The following is a 19,829-nucleotide window of genomic DNA, read 5'->3' as shown; positions in this document are numbered from 1 at the left end:
GTCGCAAGAGTTCTCCAGGCTACTCAGTAGACCGGCGCCGGCTTGAGCGGGGCAGGGAGCGCCCCGACGCCGCAGGGGCCTTGGCGGCTGGCCGTTGCCGCTCCGTGGGACCCGCCGCCGTCTCCGGACGGGAGGTGAGGGGGCGCTGCCAGCGGGGCAGGGCGAAGCTGTCCTCATCGGGCCAGTCTTCTCCCTCCCCATCCTGCCGCGCTGGCGGCTCAGCGCTGGGCCGGGAGGCGCCGCGGCGGGAGATCGCCTCCAGCGGGCGGCGCGGAGCCTGGGCTGGGCTGGGGTCAGCCCCTGCAAGCGACGATGCCGATGGCGCCGGCGATGCCGGTGGGAAGCGGCCGGGGCCGGATCGGGAGCGGCCCGAACCGTCCTGGGACTCCTCCCAGGGTTCGCGCCAGGAGTCCTCCTCATCGAGGATCCAGTCGAGCTTGGTCTCCACCCAGCGGCCCAGTTCGTTGAGGCGTGGCAGCCCGCCGGCGCCACGGCCGGCAGCGCGAGCCGACGGACGCGAGCCCGGGCGAGCCCCCGACACCCCATCCACCAGGTGGCGTCCTGCCGACACCAGCCGATCCAGCCCCTGCTCCAGGGCTTCGCCGCCGCCCCCGGAGGACTCGGCGGGCCGTCCGCGCCGCGGCGGTGGTTCAGGCTCGGACCAGGATTCGCGCATGGGGTAACACCATTGACCCCACGCTATCGAGCCTCAGCGACGCCGGGCCGCCAGCCAGCGCTCACGGCTCAGGCCCACCAGGGCGATGCCGAGGCCCGCAAATTGCAGGGTCCAGAGAAAGACGTCCACGCCGAGCCCCCACCGGTCTGACCCTAGACACCCTGCCCAGGGGTGCGGCCCGGCTCGGAAAAGTCGAGCAGGCAGCTGGCATGCCAGCGGCCGCCGTGGTGGCGCTCGCAGCAGACGCGGCAGGCGAGCCCACGCACGCGGCGGCGGTAGGGGGCCGTGAGGCCGCAGCGGGGGCAGCGGGCGATCCAGCGGCTGGCGGTGCTGGTGCCGCCACCCGGCAGGGGGTAGCGGTGCCGCAGGCTCACCTCGAAACCCTGCTGGGCCGCGTTGATGGCGGCCATGCGGGCGCGGAAGTGGGGGCCATGCACCTCCCGCACCTGCAGCACCCGGTCCACCCAGGCGTGGATCATCTCGTGGCAGAGGGTGCTGAGCAGGGCCTCCCGGGGCAGGGGATCCAGCAACGGCCGCGACAGCACGATCTCGCAGAGGTCGCGGCCGTCGGCGCGGCGCCCGCGGCGGTAGAGGCCGGCGGTGCGGCGCATGCGGCCATCGCTCCAGCGCAGCTCGAGCAGGGGCACGCCGCCAGGGGCGAGGCGGGCCTCGAAGTGCTCCCGGTTCAACCGGTGAAACAGCGGCAGCAGGGGCTCGAGCGGCACGCCGGGGCCTGGTCAGTCAGACTCTGGGGCCATTCAACACAGATTCACCGGCCTATGGACTGGGCTCTGACCCGTGACATCGGCAGCAAGGCCCTCCTGGCCGGCGCCGGAGCCCTGCTCCTCTACTGGACGATCACGGCCGTGAAGCTGGTGCTGAGCGCCCGCGGCATCAACCCGCTGCTGAAGCAGTTCTTCGCCCAGGTGGCCAACGGCCAGGTGGACGGCGCCTACCTGCTCACCACCAAGAACTACCGCAGCCATGTGAACCGCAAGCAGTTCATCCAGTACCTGGCCGGCCTGAAGCTGAACCGCTACCGCAACCTCAAGTCGGGGCGGCCGAGGCTGCAGGAGGGCCAGCTGATCCTCACCGTGAAACTGCTCACCGAGGCCAAGGAGGAACTCCCCCTCGACTTCACCTTCGTCAAGGTGGAGGAGCAGTGGCGGATCGACCGGATCCGCACGGTGGGCGCCTGACACTGCTGCAGACTCCTTCTCCCAGGGCCTGATGAGCAGCAGCAGGGCAGCCGCAGCCGGTGCCGAAGCCGGCCAGGGCCGGATCGCCGAGTTGCAGCGGCTGCTCAGCCAGGCCGCCCACGCCTACTACGTGCTCGATGCTCCCCTGATGGAGGATCCGGTCTACGACCGGCTCTACCGCGAGCTGGTGGCGCTGGAGACGGCCCACCCCGAGCTGATCCGGCCCGACAGCCCCACCCAGCGGGTGGGGGGGAGCCCGGCGGAGGGCTTCACGAGCGTGGAGCACCGCATCGGACTGCTCAGCCTCGACAACGCCTTTTCACTGGAGGAGCTGGAGGAGTGGTATGGGCGGCTGCTGAAGCGGCTCGAGCGCAGCCCAGCCCCCGGTGAGCCGCTGCCCGCCCTGGCGCTGGTGGGCGAGCTCAAGATCGACGGCAATGCCCTGGCGCTGAGCTACGAGCAGGGCGTGCTGGTGCGGGCTGCCAGCCGCGGCGACGGCGAGCGGGGCGAGGAGATCACGGCCAATGTGCGCACGATCGGCAGCGTGCCGCTGCGGCTGCAGCTGGAGCAGCCGCCGGCCTGGCTGGAGGTGCGCGGCGAAGCGCTGATCCCCGATGCCACCTTTGCGGCGATCAATGCCGAGCGGGAGACGCGCGGCGAGACCCCGTTCGCCAATCCCCGCAACGCCTGCGCCGGCACCCTGCGCCAGCTGGACCCGAAGGTGGTGGCGGCGCGGCGGCTGGATTTCTTCGCCTACACCCTGCACCTGCCCCCCGACTGGCAGCCCCAGGCAGATGGGGCCGGCGGCACGGCGCCCCTCCGCCCCAGCAGCCAATGGGAGGCCCTGGCCTGGCTGCGAACAGCGGGCTTCAAGGTGAACCCCAACGCGGCCCTGCTGCCGGACCTGCCGGCGGTGCAGGCCTTCTGTGCCCACTGGGAGGAGGCGCGGCAGCAGCTGCCCTACGCCACCGACGGCGTGGTGGTGAAGCTCAACGACCTGCGCCTGCAGGCCGAGGCCGGCTTCACCCAGAAGGCACCCCGCTGGGCGATCGCCCTCAAGTACGCCCCCGAGGAGGCCCCCAGCCGGCTGCTGCGCCTGGTCTGCCAGGTGGGACGCACGGGGGTGATCACGCCAGTGGCCGAGTTCGAGCCCGTGCCCCTGGCCGGCACCACGGTGAACCGCGCCACCCTGCACAACGCCGATCGCCTCGCTGAGCTGGATCTGCACGGCGGCGACACCATCGTGGTGCGCAAGGCCGGCGAGATCATCCCCGAGGTGGTGCGGGTGCTGAGCGAGCTGCGGCCGGCGGCGGCCCAGCGGCTGGAGCTGCCCCACCACTGTCCGGCCTGCGGTTCGGAGCTGGTGCGGGAGCAGGGCGAGGCGGCCACCCGCTGCGTCAATTCCAGCTGTCCGGCCATCCTGCGGGGCGCCCTGCGCCACTGGGTGAGCAAGGGGGCCCTGGATGTGGACGGCGCCGGCAGCAAGCTGATCGAGCAGCTGGTGGACCGGGGCCTGGTGGCTTCGATCGCCGATCTCTACCGCCTGGATGGGGCCCTGCTGGCCAGCCTGGAGCGGATGGGAGCCAGGAGCGCCGAGAAGCTGGTGGCCGCCCTGGCCGCCTCCAAGGGGCAGCCCTGGCACCGCCAGCTCTACGGCCTCGGCATCCACCACGTGGGCGAGGTGAACGCCAAGGCCCTGGCGCGGGCCTTCCCCTCGGCCGCGCAGCTGGCGGCGACCGCCGCCGCAGAGCCTGAGGTGATCACGGCGGTGTTCGGCATCGGCGCCGAGATCGCCCAGAGCCTGCAGCAGTGGTTTTCCACGCCGGCCAATCAGGCGTTGTTGGAGGAGTTGCGGGAGCAGGGCCTGTCCCTGGCCGCCAGCGAGGCGGAACGGGCCGCCAAGGCCGCCGCGGCGGGCGGAAACGAGGCAGGCCGGGAGCGCCCTGATTCCCCCCTGAGCGGCCAGACGTTTGTGCTCACGGGCACCCTGCCCAGCCTCAGCCGCCGCCAGGCCCAGGAGTTGATCGAGGCCGCAGGCGGCAAGGTGAGCAGCTCCGTGAGCAGGAAAACCAGCTACCTGGTGGCCGGCGAGGAGGCGGGCAGCAAGCTCAGCAAGGCCGAGGGCCTGGGGGTGGCGGTGCTCAGCGAGGCAGGCCTGCTGGAGCTGCTGGGGGCTTAGGCGTCGGGATCGAGCCGGTTGGCCAGCCAGGCCACCGGCAGCATCGCCCCCATGGCCAGAGCACAGACCAGGAGCTGCGGGCCGGCGATCGGCACGGTGCTGAACAGGCTGTTCATCGGCTTCCACTGGCTGAACAACAGCTGCAGCCCCGCGGCCAGGCCGATCCCGAGCAACAGCTGGGGAGCACGCGCCACCGCGTCGGCCCTGCCCAGCAGACGCCTTGCCAGGCTGCGGCCCAGCTGGCTGATGCTGAGCAGATAGATGATCCGGGCGGCGACGAGGGCCTGGATGGCGGCAGTGCGGGCCAGTTCCAGGCTGCCGCCGCCGCCCCGCACCCACTCGAACACGCCGAAGATCAGCACCCAGTTGTAGAGGGACACGACCAGAATCCGGCGCAGCAGGCGCGGCGTGATCAGCGCTTCGCCCGGATCCCGGGGCGGCTGAACCATGGTGTCATCGGCCTTGGGCTCGAACGACAGCGGCACGGTCATCGTGATCGAGTTGATCATGTTCAGCCACAGCACCTGAAGCGCCAGGATCGGCAGATCCCTGGCCAGCAGGGCACTGATCAGGATCGTCATCGACTCGCCGCCATTCACCGGCAGCAGGAAGGCGATCGCCTTACGCAGGTTGCGGTACACCGTGCGCCCCTCCTCCACCGCCGCCTCGATCGAGGCGAAGTTGTCGTCGGTGAGGAGCATGTCGGCAGCCTCGCGGGCCACTTCGGTGCCCCCTCTGCCCATGGCGATGCCGATATCGGCCTGCTTGAGGGCCGGAGCGTCGTTGACGCCATCGCCGGTCATCGCCACCACGGCGCCGCCGGCCTGCAGCGCCTCCACCAGCTGCAGCTTCTGGGCCGGCGCCACCCGGGCGAACACCTGACCATCGCGGGCCGCGGCGGCAAAGGCGGCGGCATCCATGGCCCCCAGGTCCTGGCCGGTGTAGGCCCGCAGCCCCTCGGCAGCGGCCGGGCCGATGCCCATGCGGGTGGCGATGGCGGTGGCCGTGGCGGCGTGGTCGCCGGTGATCATGCGCACCGAGATGCCGGCCCGCTGGCAGGCCTGCACGGCGCTGATCGCCTCGGGGCGGGGTGGATCGAGCATCCCCTGCAGGCCGAGAAACACCAGTTCGCCGTCCAGGTCGCTGCGTTGCAGGTCGTGGCGGTGATGGGGCATCGGCCGCGAGGCGAAGGCGATCAGCCGCAGGCCCTCTCCGGCCAGGGCCTCCACCCGGCGATGAATGGCCTCGGCCTCGAGGGGCACCACGGCGCCATCAGCGGCGAGCATGCCGCCGCAGCGCGGCAGCAGCGCCTCCACCGATCCCTTCACCTGCAGCGACCGCTCCTGCCCGTCGTGGAGGGTGGCCATGTACTGGTATTCGGAGGCGAAGGGAATCGCATCCAGTCGGGGAAAGGAGGGCTCCAGCCCGGTCTGGGTGAGACCGCCTTTCTCGGCTGCCGCCAGCAGGGCGGCCTCGGTGGGATCACCCTCCATGGTCCAGGCGCCGTGCTGCTGCCGGAGGCGGGAGTCGTTGCAGAGCACTCCGCAGCGCAGCACCTGCTCCAGGGCCGGCGGCAGGGGATCCACCACGGCTCCCTTGTCGTCGAGCAGATCACCTTGGGGGCTGTAGCCCGTGCCGCTCACCCCGTAGCTGACCCCACCCGCCACCACCACCTGCACCGTCATCTGATTTTCAGTGAGGGTGCCGGTCTTATCGGAGCACACCACCGTGGCGCTGCCCAGGGCCTCCACGGCCGGCAGCTTGCGGATGATGGCGTGGCGGGCGGCCATGCGGTTCACGCCGATGGCCAGGGTGATCGTGACCACCGCCGGCAGGCCCTCGGGGATGGCGCTGACCGCCAGGGCCACGGCCGCCTCGAACACCGCGGCGAAGGGCTGACCGCGGCCCAGGCCGATGGCCAGGGTGAGCGCTGCCACCGCCAGGATGAAATACAGCAGCACCCGGCTGAAGCTGGCGAAGCGGCGGGTGAGCGGGGTGCTCAGCGACACCCGCTGCTGCAGGGAGCGGGAGATCTCGCCCATCTCGCTGGCTTCGCCGGTGGCCACCACCACACCCCGGCCCTGGCCAAAGGTCACGAAGCTGGCGGCGTAGGCCATGCAGCGGCGATCGGCCAGGTCAGTGTCCTCCGGCAGGAGCGCCGGGTCCTTGGCCACCGGCAGGGATTCGCCGGTGAGCCCGGATTCATCGATCTGGAGGTCGCGCACCGCCAGCAGGCGCAGGTCGGCCGGCACCTTGTCGCCGGCCGACAGCAGCACCACATCCCCAGGCACCAGGTCCCGCGAGGGGACGCGCAGAGTCTGGTCATCGCGCAGCACGGTGGTTTCGGTGCTCACCGAGCGGGCCAGGGCGGCGATCGCCCCCTCGGCCCGGGCCTCCTGCACGTACCGATCACGGCATTGATCACCGCCACAGCCCAGATCACCAGGGCGTTGGTCCAGGAGCCCAGCAGGGCCTTGATCAGGCCGGCCGCCAGCAGGATGTAGATCAGGGGCTGGTTGAACTGCAGCAGCAGCTTCATCCAGGCCGGCTGGCCGCCCACCTCGGGCAGTTCGTTCCAGCCGTAGCGCTCATGGCGGTGGGCCACCTCGGCGGCATCGAGGCCACCATCCGGAGTGCTGCCCCACTGGCTCAGCACCGCCTCGGCTGCCTGGGCATGGGGCTGCTCACTGGCCTGCGGAGCGGTGCTGGGCGCGGCGGTGGTGGCAGGCGGCATGTCCTTCGGTATGGCTGCGGGGGGCTGCGGGGGGCTGGGACAGCGATGGCCGCAACCTAGACAGATCGCGCCGGGCCCACCGCCGCCGCCGCGGCCGCCACACTGGGATCACCAGACCCCCACCGGCCCAGCGGAGACGCAGCCATGGACGCCCCCAACGCTCCCGCACCAGCCCAGGCGCCGCGCTGGATCAAGACCGATTGCGGCCGCGCCAGGTATGCCGAGCTGGCCAGCCGCTCCGGCCCGCTGGCCTGGGTGCGGCTGGGGTGGTTTGTGCTGATCGCGGCGATCCGCGACTGGCGGCTGCCCTAGGTCGCGTCTGAACCCAGCAGCACTCTTTAACAGACGCGTTCGGCTGGCTTCATCGCCCCTTAACCCCTCACACAGTGAGAGGTGAGAGTGTTTCGGGTGGTTCTATAGCGCACGCTACCAATGGCAGCAACCTTCCTCGTGCCGCCCCTGGGATCCCTACTCGGCAGCCGCAACCGCGGCCGAAGTCCCGAGATGGAACCGTCCATGCCGCTGACGAGCCTGACCAACGACACCCTGTTCTCCGAGGACGTCAGCTTCGCCAGCTTCAAGAACACCTCCATTTCCGCCTTCTTCAAAAAATTGTTCAGGCAACGCCCCTGGATTGAACCGGCCATGCCACTGGTGGGCCGCATCGACCTCACGCCGTTCTCCCAGGACCCCAGCGGCGACGACGATGGACTGGTGGCGGAAATCAGCGCCTCGGTGTTCATCGGCCACAAGCTCTTCACCCTCTCCAGCGGCGGCAGCAATCTGGTGAGCCTCACCGACTGGAGCAATTCGGCCGATCCGGTGATGGCCGATCAGCTCGACTTCGCCGGCTTCGAAACCACCTCCATCGCCGCCTTCGGCAACTTGTTCGCCGTAGCCGCCACACCCGACGGCTACGGCGACTCCGGTGCCGACGGGAACACCGATCCCACGCCGGAGAGCCTGGTGCGCTTCTTCAGCATCAACCCCCGCGGCAAGCTCAAGGAACTTGGTGAAGTGAGCACCGGCTTCCTCAGCGACGGCACGGCGTTCAGCCGCAACGGCCGCCAACTCTATGTTGCCAACGAGGGCGAACCCAATGCCGATTACAGCGTCGATCCGGTCGGCAGCGTGTCGATCATCGAACTCAGCGGCAAGGGCAGAAACAAGAACTTCGAGGAAATCGAGATTGCCCTGCCCGATCTGAATTCAGACGTGGAGCTGCTGGGCTCGGGTATCCGCTTCGGGGGCAATCAGCCCGGCGTCACCGATAGCTTCGGCCAGGACGCCGAACCAGAGTACGTGGCGGCGGCCGGCAGCTACCTGTTTGTGACCCTGCAGGAAACCAACACGGTGGCCCGTATCGATTTGGACACCAACAAAGTGGACGCCTATATCGGCCTGGGCTGGGTGAATTACAGCAAGGTGTCGGTGGACCTCGATGACAGAGACGACGGTTTCGAGCCCAAGACCGGACAGCTGGTGGTTGGCCTCCGCCAACCGGATGGCCTGGCGGCCTGGGAAGCCGGTCGCTCAGTGTACTTCGCCACCGCCAACGAGGGCGACGGCCGCGAATATGGTGATTTCGAAGATGCGCGGCGTAACAGCAGCCTTGGCTATGTCAAAGTTCCAGAAAGGCTCGATCTGATCGTCGACGGCAACAACCGCGATCGGGCCCTGGTGCTGAGCAATGCCCTCGGCGACGCTGATGCCAGCAACGACTTCAGCTTCGAGGACACATCCGGCGCCCCACCTTCAGGCACCCCGGTAAGCTTTGGCTCCCGCAGCCTCAGCATCTACGACGGCATCACCGGCCAGCTGTTATGGGACAGCTGGATGACCGACAGCATCAACGGCACATCCTACAATACAAGCCTGCAGAACATCGCTCAGTTCGCTGGCATCTACGACGACGGGCGCAGCGATGCCAAGGGCGTAGAGCCCGAATCGGTGTCGGTGGTGAATTATCGGGGTTCCCGCTATCTCGTGGGCTCCCTAGAGCGCACCGATGCCGGTGATGCACCCGATGAGATCACCCAGGGGGGCCTTCTGGTGGTATATGACGTCTCAGAGACTAGCGACGTCGATTTCGTCACTTACCAGCAGGTGAGCCGCAGCCCGGAGGGTCTGGAGGTGATCGAAGCTAGAGAGAGCCCAACCGGCCGGCTGCTGCTGGGGGTGAGCAGTGAGTTCAACTCCAATTCCGTGGAGCTGCTCGATTTCGGCGCGTTGCTCAACAACGGCAACGGAGTCGATTACCTCAACAGTGATTTGGCCAACGCCAACCTCTACCAAACCCTTGATCCCATCATCTGAGACCGGAAGGCCTCAGCCCCAGGCTGATCAGCCCCTGGCTCAGCCCCTTCGATGGGGGGCTTTCTGTCCGGGCCCTCCACCGGCTCCAGCGCCCGCCGTGGCGGCCACCCCCACCAGCCGCAGGGCCCAGGTGGTGGCGTCGGCCCGACCGCTCAGCAGCTCGCCGAAGCGGGCCACATCGCCGGCCAGGCCCCCGAGGCTGCAGAACAGCACCGTGCCGGGCACGATGCCGATCAGGCCGATCGAATAGTCGCGCAGGCTCACGTCGCTGAGGCCGTAGGCGAGGTTGAGCAGGGAGAAGGGAAAGGCCGGTGACAGGCGGGTGAGCAGCACCAGCCGCAGGCCTTCGCGGCTCACGGCCCGCTCGATCGCCTGGAGCTTCGGTGCCGATGCCAGCCGCCGGCGGGCCCACTCCCGCAGCCAACCCCGGCCCAGCAGGAAGGCGGCCTCGGCCCCCAGGCTGGCCCCCACCAGCACCACCAGGCTCACCCACCAGGGGCCGTAGAGGGCCCCGGCCAGCATCGAGGCCCACACCCCCGGCAGCAGCAGCGTCACCCAGAGGGCGTAGAGGGGCACGAAGGCCACCGCTCCCAGGGGAGAGCGCAGCAGGCGCAGCAGCTGATCAAGCTGATCGGGGGGGCCATACGTTGCGGCGGGGCCCTGATGGGCAGCGGACCCCTTGCCTAGCCTGCACCCCCATGCCCGCCGCCATGAGGCCTGCCCGCCGCCGCTCCACCCCGCGCGCGCCCTGGCGATCGCCACTGCTGGCCGCCCTGCTCGCCCTGGTCCTCAGCGTGGCTCTGCCCCTGCTGCCGGCGCCGCTGGGGAACGGCGGCCCGGCGGGGGCGGTCCGGGCCCAGTCGGTGGCCCCCCGGCGGTGGGCGGCACGGTGGAGGAGCGCACCGCGGCGACCATCGAACTGGACGGCCGCAAACTGTTCCGCATCTGGCCCTCCAGCAACCTCAGCGCCGAGCAGCGCAGTGAGGCCATCAACCAGCAGCTGGCACAGGCAGCGGAAGCCCAGGGGGCGCTGACCCTGGAGCTGCGCCGCGCCAACAACCTGCCGGTGCTGGTGCTCAACGACCGCACCCTGCTCAGGGTCACCGAGCGCGACGTGGCGGAGGGCCTGGAGGCCATGGAACAGGCCGAGGCCTGGCGGCAGCAGCTGGAGCGGGCGCTGGCCCGCGCTCGGGCCGAACGGCGCCCGGACCACCTGCGCCGCCGGCTGCCCGCCCTACTGGCGGTGCTGGCCCTGGCCGCCGCCAGCCACTGGGCCCTGCAGACCTTCTGGCGGCGCCGCTTCCCCGACGCCTGGGCCCTCCAGAGCGAGGGTCAGGGGGAGCGGCAGCGCCGCGGCAGCCGCTTCCTGCAGCGGGCGGCGCTGCTGCTGCTGCAGACCGGCGTGTGGATCGCCGCTCTGGTGTGAATCAGTGACCAGTTCCCCCTCAGCCGGCGCCTGCTGAGCACCGCCGTGGAGACAGCCACCCACTGGTTGGCGGTGCCCTTCCTGCCCTTGGGGGAGCGCAGCTATTCGCTGCTGGATGTGGTGATTCTGGTGGCGCTGCTGGTGCGGGCCGTGTGGCTGGTGCTGCAGCTGTTGCGCAGCCGCGTACTGCGCTACACGGGCATGAGCGCCGGCGGCCAGGAGGCCGTGGCCTTTGTGGCCCGCTATGGCCTGCTGCTGGTGGGCACCTTGGTGCTGCTGCAGCTCTGGGGGCTGGATCTCACCTCCCTCACGCTGTTCGCCAGCGTGCTTGGGGTGGGCGTGGGCCTCGGCCTGCAGGGGATCACCAAGAACTTCCTCAGCGGCCTGATCATCATTTTCGAGCGACCGATCCAGGTGGGCGACTTCGTGGAGATCGGCGACCTGCAGGGCAGCGTCGACAGCCTCGGCCTGCGCAGCACCAAGGTGACCACCCTGCCGGCGGGCCACCTCGGCGGCCTCCAGGCCGCGGTCGGGCTGGCTGCCGAACTGAAGCAGCACCGCCTGGCCGTCCTCGGCGTGGGGCGGCCCAGGCCGCAACTCCGGGCCGTCGGGGCAAGCCTGGCTGGGAGGAACCGGCGGCATCGTTCTTCTGCACAGGCACCACTTCTGCAACTGTTGCAGAGTTGCCGAGGTGTTGTGTCTCAGCCGGTTGTTCAGCAAAGCCGCTCTCTGAGCTGCTGCTGAGGTGAGCGTCAGGCAAGGGCTGAGTGTGTCCTGAGGCGGTGTTCGATCAACCAGGAGCGCGGCAGCCACAGGCTGCTCTCGGTGTTCTGAAAGGCCTTGGCATCGGCCTACTCCCGGCGGAGGGTCTGGGTGTCGATGCAGTCGGCCGGTGACCATGCCGCTGGGCTTGGCCGCTGGTGCGGATGGGCCTGAGTCCCAGGGTGCGGCCGATGGCTTCCCTAGCGACCAGCGGCCCGGTTGCTGAAGTCAACGGTGGTGCGCTGGCCCCGGCCTGCCGGGGGTTGCCGGTTGGGTTCCTAACCTGATCGCAGTGCCGAGAAGCCATGACAGCGCGGAGGGGCCCGGCGGCACCGGCGGCGGGTCCATGGCTCAGCCGGTTGCTCCGCCCACTGTTCAGCCTGGTGCTGAGCCTGCTGCTGGTAGCCGGCCTGGGGCTCCCGGCCCTGGCGGAGCTGGGGGCAGGAGCCAACCCTGCCGCCAGCTCCGCCCCGATCGTGCTGGATGGCCGCCGGCTGTTTGAACTCTGGCCATCGCGCACGCTCAGCGCCCAGCAGCGCAGCGACACCGTGAACGAGCGGCTGGAGGAGGCGATCGCCTCCGGCGGGCCGGTGCAGCTGGAGGTGCGCCAGACCAACAACCTGCCGGTGCTGAGCCTCAACGGCCGCACCCTGGTGACGGTGACCGAGCGGGACGTGGCCGAGGGCCTCGAGGCCCGGGATCAGGCCGAACTCTGGCAACGAAAACTCGAGCAGGCCATCGCCACCGCCCGGCGGGAGCGCCGCCCCGAACACCTGGTGCGGATGCTGCCGGTGGCCCTGGCCATCCTGCTGGCGGCCCTGGGCCTGCACCTGCTGCTGCGGCGTCTGTGGCAGCGCTGGTTTCCCCGGGCCCTGGTGCCCCTGGGCATGGAGGGCGAGCGCCGCGACCGCTCCAGCCGGTTCCTGCTGCGCGCGGCCCTCTTACTGCTTCAGGCCGGGGTGTGGGTGGCAGCCGCGGCGGCCGCGATGGATCTGTTCCCCGCCAGCCGCCGGCTCAGCGCCGGCCTGGTGGCCGCCACGCGCAGCTGGCTGGGGTCCCCGTTCCTGCCACTGGGGCAGCGCAGCTACTCCCTCCAGGACGTGGCGGTGCTGCTGCTGCTGTTCGTGGCGCTGACCCAGGCCGTAGGGGTGCTGCAAAGCCTGCTGCGCAAACGGGTGCTGCGCTACACGGGCATGAGCGCCGGCGGCCAGGAGGCCGTGGCCTTTGTGGCCCGCTATGGCCTGCTGCTGGTGGGCACCTTGGTGCTGCTGCAGCTCTGGGGGCTGGATCTCACCTCCCTCACGCTGTTCGCCAGCGTGCTTGGGGTGGGCGTGGGCCTCGGCCTGCAGGGGATCACCAAGAACTTCCTCAGCGGCCTGATCATCATTTTCGAGCGGCCGATCCAGGTGGGCGACTTCGTGGAGATCGGCGACCTGCAGGGCAGCGTCGACAGCCTCGGCCTGCGCAGCACCAAGGTGACCACCCTGGATGGGGTGACGATCATCGTGCCCAATTCGGAATTCCTCGAATCGCGGGTGGTGAACTGGAGCCACGGCAGTCCGGTGTCGCGGCTGCAGGTGCCGGTGGGGGTGGCCTACGGCTCCGACACCTCGGCGGTGCGCGACGCCTGATCACCGCCTGCCAGGGCAACCGGGCCGTGCTGATGACGCCGACACCCCAGGTGTTCTTCAGCAGCTTCGGGGATAGCTCGCTCAACTTCACCCTGCTGGTGTGGACCCGGGAGCCCCGCCGCCAGTACGAGATCGTGAGCGACCTCAACTTCCGCATCGAGGCGATCCTGCGGGCCCAGGGGATCACCGTGCCCTTCCCGCAGCGGGACCTGCACCTGGGTGGGGAGGGGCTGCGGCTGCAACTGCCACCGGCCCTGGAAGCAGCGCTGCAGGCGCTGGTGGACCGCCGCGAGCCCCCCCCGGAGCCCTGAGCATCGAGGGGCTGCCGCGGCAGCGGAGCCAAGAGGATGGCGCCATGGAGAGGAGCGCCCTTCTCAGCCCCTGTGGCCGTTACCGCTACACCCTCTGGCGCCGCTGGGAGGCCAGCGGCGGCGTGCTGATGGTGATCGGTCTCAACCCCAGCAGCGCCGATGCCGTGCGCGACGATCCCACCCTGCGGCGTTGCCTGAGCTTCGCCCGCGACTGGGGCTTCGGGGCTCTCTGCCTCACCAACCTGTTCGCCTTGCGGGCCACCCAACCGGCCGCCATCAAGGCTGCGGCCGATCCCGTGGGACCGGACAACGACCGGCAGCTGCGGACGATGGCCCAGGCGGCAGACCTGAAGCTGGCCGCCTGGGGCGTAGGCGGCCAGTACAAGGGGCGTGCTGCCGCAGTGGCGGCCATGCTGACAGGCCTGCACTGCCTTCGCCTCAGCCGGGATGGCCATCCCATGCACCCGCTGTATCTGCCCAGGGGACTGGGGCCGCAGCCGTGGTCGCCAGCCGGTATGCCCCCAGAAGCATGAAGGAATCAATCGAAGCGAGGCCGCTTGACGCTTCCTCCAACCGACACCACTAAACTAGGTTTGCCAAGAAAAAGTTACCTCCAAGAATTACCAGATGCTTTCGCAGGTTCGCCAGCGATCTTGAGAGCGGCAACTTCAGCATGGCCAAGTCAAGACGTCAGGAGAACTCCCATGATCAGCATCGACAGCAGTCAGGCCCATGTCCTGAGTGTGCGCCTTGAGGGGCTGGTTGAGAAAGCCGATATTCAGACCATGGAGAAAGCCTTTGAAGCGGCCTTCGCCAGCCAGGATCGCGTCAATCTGATCGTGGACATGGCGCAGTGGTCGGACATGACAGCCGATGCCATGGCCGCGGATGCCCGCTTCGAGTTCAGCCAGCTCGACAAGATGGAGCGGGTGCCGCGCATGGCCATCATCTCGACCAAGCAGTTCATGCAGGCCTTGATGTCTCTGGTGCACGCCTTGATGCCGATGGTGGACATCAGGATGTTCGCCCCCGAAGCGATGGATGCCGCCGTGGCCTTCGCGGCCGAACTGCCTCCGATCGCGCCCGCGCCGAAACCAGCCCTGACGCTGATCGAGACGGGCAGCCCCAGCCTCATCGCCTACGAATTGGATGGCACCATCAGCGAAGACGACATCGACACCGTGATGCCGGTGTTGAACAAGATGTTCGCCCAACAGGAGCAGATCGACCTGCTGGCGCGCATCAAGAAGTTCCACGGCATCGTGCCCAGCTTGCTCACCAACGCCTCCCTGCTCTCCGCCAAGTTCACGGCCATCGGCCACGTGCGCCGCTACGCCATCGTCGGGGGACCCGGCTGGCTGGGCACGTTGACGCAGATGATGGGCTCCATGCTGCCGATCAGCATGCGCCACTTCAGCGCCGAGCAGGAAGCAGACGCCTGGGCCTGGCTGAAGTCTTGATCAGCTTGGCTGCTCAGGCCTCTGCGCAGAGATGGCCGTGCAGATAGGCCGCCAACTGCTGGATGAACTCCTCGGTCTTTCTTGGCCTGTAGGCCCGCTCGACGTGCACGGCCTGCACCGGGAAGCTCTGCAGGGGGTGGGCGGGCAGCAGGCGGCGAACCTCGCCCTGGCCCAGGCTTCGCGGAACACCCAGGCGGGCCCGAGGTGAACGCCCAAGCCATCCCGCACCAACTGACGGATGGCGTTGACGCTGTTCACGGTGATGTTGCTGCGCATCTTGGTGTGGGAAAACCTGCGGCCATCAGCAAACACAACGTCGCTTCTGGCCTGAACGGGGGAATAGAGGATGAAGTTGTGGTCGCTGAGGTCTTCGGGATCTTCGGGGGCACCATGGCATTTCAGGTAGCTGTCGCTGGCCACAAGCACGCGGGGAACCTCGCCGATCGGCCTGGCAATCAGGCTTGAGGTCGGCATCGATCCAATGCGCACGGCCACATCGATGTTGTCTTCCACCAGATTGGCGAAGTGGCTGCTGAACAGCAGCTCCACAGAGAGCTCCGGCGCCCGTTGCAGCATCTCTTGAACAACCGGAACCACGAATTCAGCACCGAAATCCACCGGCGCGCTCACCCTGAGCGTGCCCCTGAGCAGCTCAACACCGCTGGTGAGTTCCTCCTCCAGGGCAATCTCTTCATCCAGCAGTTGGCGCAGGCCTTCGTAGTAGCGCTGCCCGAGGTTGGTGGGCCGGGTGTGGCGCGTGGAGCGGTGCAGCAGTTTCACCTTGAGGCGTTTCTCGAGGGCCACCATCTTGCGGCTGAGCGAGGAGGGCTCCAGATGCAGCTGTTCGGCCGCCTGCTTGAAGCTGCCCGCCTCGACGATCTGAAGAAAGAGCTGCTGCAGGCTGTGCACGCTTCTTGCACTCAGCGCAATTTATAAATGACATCTTCCCCACTACCCCCATTCCTGTCAACTAACTAGGTTGGCGTCGTCAGCGAAAACGCCATGTCCAGTTGTGATCTCAAGAACGCCGTCGTGCTGATCGCCGGTGGCGCCAAGAACTTAGGAGGCTTACTCAGCCGCGACTTCGCCAGCCGTGGGGCCAACATTGTGGTGCACTACCACAGCCAGGCCGCTCAACAGCAGGCCGAGGCCACCGTGCAGGCCGTTCAGGATCTGGGCCGTGAGGCCTTTGCCATCCAGGCCGATCTCACAGCAGCAGCGACGGTTCAGCGGGTGTTCGAGCAGGCCAGGGATCACTTTGGCGGTGTGGATGTGGCGGTGAACACCGCGGGCATGGTGCTGCGCAAGCCGATCGTGGACACCACCGAGGCGGACTACGACACGATGTTCGACATCAACGCCAAGGCCGCTTACTTCTTCATCAAAGAAGCCGGACGCCAGCTCAACGACAACGGCAAGATCATCACGATCGTGACCTCGCTGCTGGCGGCCTTCACCGACGGGTACTCCACCTACGCCGGCAGTAAATCGCCGGTGGAGCACTTCACCCGAGCCGCGGCCAAGGAATTTGCCGCCCGCGGCATCTCGGTCACGGCGGTGGGCCCCGGCCCCATGGACACACCCTTCTTCTATGGTCAGGAAACACCCGAGCGGGTGGGATTCCACAAGTCCCAGGCGATGGGAAATCAACTCACCCAGATTGAAGACATTGCCCCGATCGTGCGCTTCCTGGCCACCGAGGGCTGGTGGATCACCGGCCAGACCATCTTCGCCAACGGCGGCTACACCACCCGTTGAGGATTCATCCCATGCGTCAGCAGTTCTGCAGCGTCTGGCCGGCAACCCTGGCCGGCATGCTCGTCTTCGCCGCCATCCCCCAATGTGGCCGCGCCCAACCACCTGCGGCCGAGCCTGGTGCTGCCCCCGGGGCTCCACTGGCCCAGGCGCTCCCGTCGGATCCAGGGGCGGTGGTGCGCCAGTTGCTGGAAGCGATGGCCAGCAACGATCCCGCACAGATCCGTGCCCTGTTCGCCGCCAACGCCTCCCAGGCCTACGGCAGCGGCCCTGCCAAATCAGGCGAGGCCTTTTTCCGCTGGCTCGACAGTGACATCATCGAGCGGGGCGGACGCGTGAACGACCCGCAGGTGGTGGTGACGGGTAACGACGTGGTGGTGACCGGCCAGTACAACAGCAGGGGTTATACGAGCCGGGCGGACTTCCTGTTCCGCGTCGAAGACGGGCGCATCGTCAGCTGGCGCATGCGCTACTGATCCAGCCCGCTTCAGCCCAAGCCCTCCAGCCGTCCCCGCGCCAGCGCGGCCTGGGCTTCGGCCTCGGCCAGGTTGGCGCGGCACTCGGCCACCACCTCAGGCGGTGCCTTGCCGGCGAAGTTGGGGTTGGCGAGGCGACCGGCCAGGCCCTTGATCTCCTTCTCGGCCTTGGCGATGTCCTTTTCCAGGCGGCCGCGCAGGGCGGCCAGGTCCACCAGGCCCTCGATCGGCAGCAGCACCTGGAGCTCCCCGCTCACGGCCGCCAGGCAGCGCTGGGGCCCCGCCGCCTGGGCTTCGGCTGCATCGCCTGCCGCGGCGCCCGGATCGCGCACCTCCACCGAGGCGGCGCGGGTGAGGGCGGTGATGTCGCCCGTGGCCTGGCGCAGCACTGCCGCCAGCTCCGGCCGGCCGGTGAGGAACACCACCGGAGCGCTCTGGGACGGCTTGAGCCCCGCCACGGCGCGCAGGTTGCGCACCACCCGGATCGCCTCGATCAGCTCGGCGAACTGGGCTTCGAGGGCGTCATCGAGGGCGGCTTCGTTCACGGCGGGCCAGCTCTGCAGGGCGAGGAAGCTGTCTTCCGCTTCGCCGCTGAGCCCGTGCCAGAGCTCTTCGCTCAGGTGCGGCATCAGCGGGTGCAGCAGCACCAGCAGTTCGGCGAGCACCTTGGCGAGCACCTGGCGGGCGACCCGCTGGTCGGCCAGGGCTTCAGCGCTGAGGGGCTCCCCTTCAACGGCGGGGCGAGGATTGAGGCGGCGTTTGAGCAGCTCGATCGTCCAGTCGCACACCTCATTCCAGGCGAACTCGTAGAGCCCCTTGGCCGCTTCGCCCAGGCCGTAGCTGCCGTAGCGCTCGGCGGTTTCGCGGTTCACCCTGGCCAGGCGGGAGAGGATCCAGCGGTCGGCGAGGGTTAACGCGGCCGGATCGGGCTCGCCGAGGCTGGCCGGGGTTTCACCGCCCAGGTTGAGCAGGGCGAAGCGGGTGGCGTTCCAGAGCTTGTTGGCGAAGTTGCGGGCCGCCTCCACCGTGGCTGAGCTGCCACTGGCGCGGTCGTAGTCGAGGCGGATGTCCTGGCCGGCGCCGGCCACTTCGCGCACCAGGGCGAAGCGCAGGGCATCGGCGCCGTAGCGCTCGATCAGTGGCAGCGGGTCGATGCCGTTGCCCGCTGATTTGCTCATCTTGCGGTTGTTCTCATCGCGCACCAGGCCGTGGATCATCACGTCGGCGAAGGGCATGCGGCCGGTGAAGGCGCCGGCCAGCATCGTCATCCGCGCCACCCAGAAGAAGATGATGTCGAAGCCGGTCACCAGCACACTGGTGGGATACCAGGTGGCCAGGTCGGCGGCGCTCTCATCGGGCCAGCCCAGGGTGGAGAAGGGCCAGAGGCCGCTGGAGAACCAGGTGTCGAGCACGTCGGGGTCCTGTTCCAGCTGTAACTGGCGGCCCGCCGCCGCGCTGGCGGCACCGAACTGAGCCTCCGCCTTCGCCTGGGCTTCGGCCGCATCACGGGCCACCACATAGGGCGTGGCCTCGGTGATCACGCCGCCGGTTTCACTCACCACGAACCAGGCGGGGATGCGGTGGCCCCACCAGAGCTGTCGGCTGATGCACCAGTCGCGGATGTCGGTGAGCCAGTCGCGGTACACCTTCTCCCAGCGCTGTGGCACGAAGCGGGGGGCGCCGCCATCGAGGGCCTCGCGGCAGCGGGCGGCCAGGGGCTCAGCCCGGGCGAACCACTGGGTGGAGAGCAGCGGCTCCACCGGCACCTTGCCGCGATCCGAAAAGGGCACGCTGTGGCGGTGGGGCTCCACCTTCACCAGGAAACCCTCGGCCTCCATCGCCGCCACCACCGCCTGGCGCGCCTCGAAGCGATCCAGCCCGGCGAAGCGGCCGGCGGCGGCGTTCATGCTGCCGTCCTTGGCCATCACCGTGATCAGCGGCAGGCCGTGGCGGGCGCCGATGGCGAAGTCGTTGGGGTCGTGGGCGGGGGTCACCTTGACGCAGCCGGTGCCGAAGGCCGGATCCACGTGCTCATCGGCCACGATCGGGATCTCGCGGCCCACCAGCGGCAGGGTGAGCGTGCGCCCCACCAGGGCGGCGTAGCGGGGGTCGTCGGGGTGCACGGCCACGCCGGTGTCGCCCAGCAGGGTTTCGGGGCGAGTGGTGGCGACGACCAGGTGGTCGGTGCCGTCGTCGGCGGCGCCGTCACTGAGGGGATAGCGGAAGTGCCAGAGGTGGCCGTCGAGCTCCTTCATCTCCACCTCGAGATCGCTCACCGCCGATCCCGAGGCCGGGCACCAGTTCACCAGGTACTCGCCCCGGTAGATCAGGCCCTGCTCGTGCAGACGCACGAAGGCCTCCACCACGGCTTTGTTGAGGCCGGGATCAAGGGTGAAGCGCTCCCGCCGCCAGTCCACCGAGTAGCCCAGCCGGCGCAGCTGGCCCACGATCGTGCCGCCGCTCTCGGCCTTCCAGGCCCAGGCGCGCTCCAGGAAGGCGTCGCGGCCGAGGTCGTCCTTGCTGCCGCCTTCAGCCTTGATCTGCTTCTCCAGGATCGACTGCACCGCGATCGAGGCGTGGTCGGTGCCGGGCAGGCACAGCACGTTTCTGCCCTGCAGGCGCTGGAAGCGCACGATCGTGTCGATCAGGGCCGTCTCGAAGCCGTGGCCCATGTGCAGGCTGCCGGTCACGTTCGGCGGCGGGATCACCACCGAAAACGGCTCACCCGGGGCCTCCGGATCGGGATGGAAGGCGCCGGCGGCTTCCCAGGCTGCCTGCCAGCGGGCTTCGGTGCTGGCCGGGTCGTAGGTCTTGGGCAGGGCGCCGTCAGGAGCTGGGGTGGCCTCAGCCATGGAAACGGTTCACTGGCGATGGCCCCATGGTCTCAAAGCGGTTCGCCGGCCG

At 69.0% G+C, this 19,829-nt stretch carries 17 protein-coding genes and 1 pseudogene; 12 read left to right on the top strand and 6 right to left on the bottom strand.

Translation table 11 applies throughout. The features are described from left to right. Positions 1-19 precede the first annotated feature (19 nt). Entirely contained in the window at positions 20-676 is a 657-nt protein-coding gene (locus IQ220_RS10185) for an RNA helicase (RefSeq protein WP_228009102.1), read from the bottom strand. Between the two features lie 152 nt (positions 677-828). Further along, on the bottom strand, positions 829-1,401 hold the full coding sequence (locus tag IQ220_RS10180; protein ID WP_186697565.1) for a SprT family zinc-dependent metalloprotease: 573 nt from the start codon (positions 1,399-1,401) through the stop codon (positions 829-831). Between the two features lie 54 nt (positions 1,402-1,455). Between IQ220_RS10180 and IQ220_RS10175 the strand changes: the two genes are divergently transcribed. Together IQ220_RS10175 and ligA are read left to right on the top strand one after the other, a co-directional pair. Continuing rightward, positions 1,456-1,875, top strand: coding sequence for a hypothetical protein (locus tag IQ220_RS10175; protein WP_186697567.1), 420 nt, complete (start codon positions 1,456-1,458; stop codon positions 1,873-1,875). A 31-nt stretch (positions 1,876-1,906) separates the two neighbouring features. Continuing rightward, complete coding sequence (gene ligA, locus IQ220_RS10170) at positions 1,907-4,054, top strand: NAD-dependent DNA ligase LigA (RefSeq protein WP_193914767.1); 2,148 nt, start codon at positions 1,907-1,909, stop codon at positions 4,052-4,054. Here the strand turns inward: ligA and IQ220_RS10165 are convergent. After that, positions 4,051-6,788: pseudogene (locus tag IQ220_RS10165) on the bottom strand (HAD-IC family P-type ATPase). The gene ligA and the pseudogene IQ220_RS10165 overlap by 4 nt on opposite strands. 144 nt (positions 6,789-6,932) lie before the next feature. Here IQ220_RS10165 and IQ220_RS10160 point away from each other — a divergent pair. Together IQ220_RS10160 and IQ220_RS10155 are read left to right on the top strand one after the other, a co-directional pair. Then, entirely contained in the window at positions 6,933-7,100 is a 168-nt protein-coding gene (locus tag IQ220_RS10160) for a hypothetical protein (protein WP_186697572.1), read from the top strand. A gap of 204 nt (positions 7,101-7,304) precedes the next feature. Then, positions 7,305-9,104, top strand: a complete 1,800-nt coding sequence (locus tag IQ220_RS10155) for a hypothetical protein (RefSeq protein ID WP_186697574.1) — start codon at positions 7,305-7,307, stop codon at positions 9,102-9,104. 39 nt (positions 9,105-9,143) lie between these two features. On the opposite strand, the gene IQ220_RS10150 is transcribed toward IQ220_RS10155, so the two are convergent. Continuing rightward, entirely contained in the window at positions 9,144-9,722 is a 579-nt protein-coding gene (locus IQ220_RS10150) for a TVP38/TMEM64 family protein (RefSeq protein ID WP_370566432.1), read from the bottom strand. Positions 9,723-9,981: 259 nt separating this feature from the next. Between IQ220_RS10150 and IQ220_RS10145 the strand changes: the two genes are divergently transcribed. The 6 genes from IQ220_RS10145 (at position 9,982) to IQ220_RS10120 (ending at position 14,694) form a co-directional block, all read left to right on the top strand. Next, positions 9,982-10,530, top strand: coding sequence for a hypothetical protein (locus tag IQ220_RS10145; RefSeq protein ID WP_193914765.1), 549 nt, complete (start codon positions 9,982-9,984; stop codon positions 10,528-10,530). 45 nt (positions 10,531-10,575) lie between these two features. After that, positions 10,576-11,274, top strand: coding sequence for a mechanosensitive ion channel domain-containing protein (locus IQ220_RS10140; RefSeq protein WP_193914763.1), 699 nt, complete (start codon positions 10,576-10,578; stop codon positions 11,272-11,274). A gap of 377 nt (positions 11,275-11,651) precedes the next feature. Beyond that, positions 11,652-12,923, top strand: coding sequence for a mechanosensitive ion channel family protein (locus IQ220_RS16095; protein ID WP_193914760.1), 1,272 nt, complete (start codon positions 11,652-11,654; stop codon positions 12,921-12,923). 32 nt (positions 12,924-12,955) lie between these two features. Next, positions 12,956-13,234: a mechanosensitive ion channel domain-containing protein gene (locus tag IQ220_RS16090; RefSeq protein WP_255510920.1), complete on the top strand. Its 279-nt coding sequence runs from the start codon at positions 12,956-12,958 to the stop codon at positions 13,232-13,234. A gap of 44 nt (positions 13,235-13,278) precedes the next feature. Next, positions 13,279-13,767 carry a DUF1643 domain-containing protein gene (locus IQ220_RS10125; protein WP_193914756.1) on the top strand — a complete coding sequence of 163 codons (489 nt, stop codon included), beginning with the start codon at positions 13,279-13,281 and terminating at the stop codon, positions 13,765-13,767. 171 nt (positions 13,768-13,938) lie between these two features. Beyond that, positions 13,939-14,694 (top strand): STAS/SEC14 domain-containing protein, encoded by a 756-nt coding sequence (locus tag IQ220_RS10120; RefSeq protein ID WP_193914754.1) that lies wholly within the window; start codon positions 13,939-13,941, stop codon positions 14,692-14,694. Here the strand turns inward: IQ220_RS10120 and IQ220_RS10115 are convergent, their stop codons facing one another. After that, entirely contained in the window at positions 14,695-15,603 is a 909-nt protein-coding gene (locus tag IQ220_RS10115; RefSeq protein ID WP_370566418.1) for a LysR family transcriptional regulator, read from the bottom strand. A gap of 93 nt (positions 15,604-15,696) precedes the next feature. Here IQ220_RS10115 and IQ220_RS10110 point away from each other — a divergent pair, with 93 nt between their 5' ends. Both IQ220_RS10110 and IQ220_RS10105 read left to right on the top strand, forming a co-directional pair. After that, positions 15,697-16,452, top strand: coding sequence for an SDR family oxidoreductase (locus IQ220_RS10110; RefSeq protein ID WP_193914752.1), 756 nt, complete (start codon positions 15,697-15,699; stop codon positions 16,450-16,452). An 11-nt stretch (positions 16,453-16,463) separates the two neighbouring features. Next, the gene (locus IQ220_RS10105) at positions 16,464-16,925 is read left to right on the top strand and encodes a nuclear transport factor 2 family protein (RefSeq protein WP_193914750.1); all 462 of its coding nucleotides are present in this window, start codon (positions 16,464-16,466) and stop codon (positions 16,923-16,925) included. An 11-nt stretch (positions 16,926-16,936) separates the two neighbouring features. On the opposite strand, the gene IQ220_RS10100 is transcribed toward IQ220_RS10105, so the two are convergent. Further along, entirely contained in the window at positions 16,937-19,777 is a 2,841-nt protein-coding gene (locus IQ220_RS10100) for a valine--tRNA ligase (RefSeq protein WP_193914748.1), read from the bottom strand. Between the last annotated feature and the right edge of the window lie 52 nt (positions 19,778-19,829).

Source organism: Cyanobium sp. LEGE 06113 (assembly GCF_015207615.1).
The sequence above is the reverse complement of the archived record's forward strand: the minus strand, read 5'-3'. Positions and strand labels throughout refer to the sequence as shown.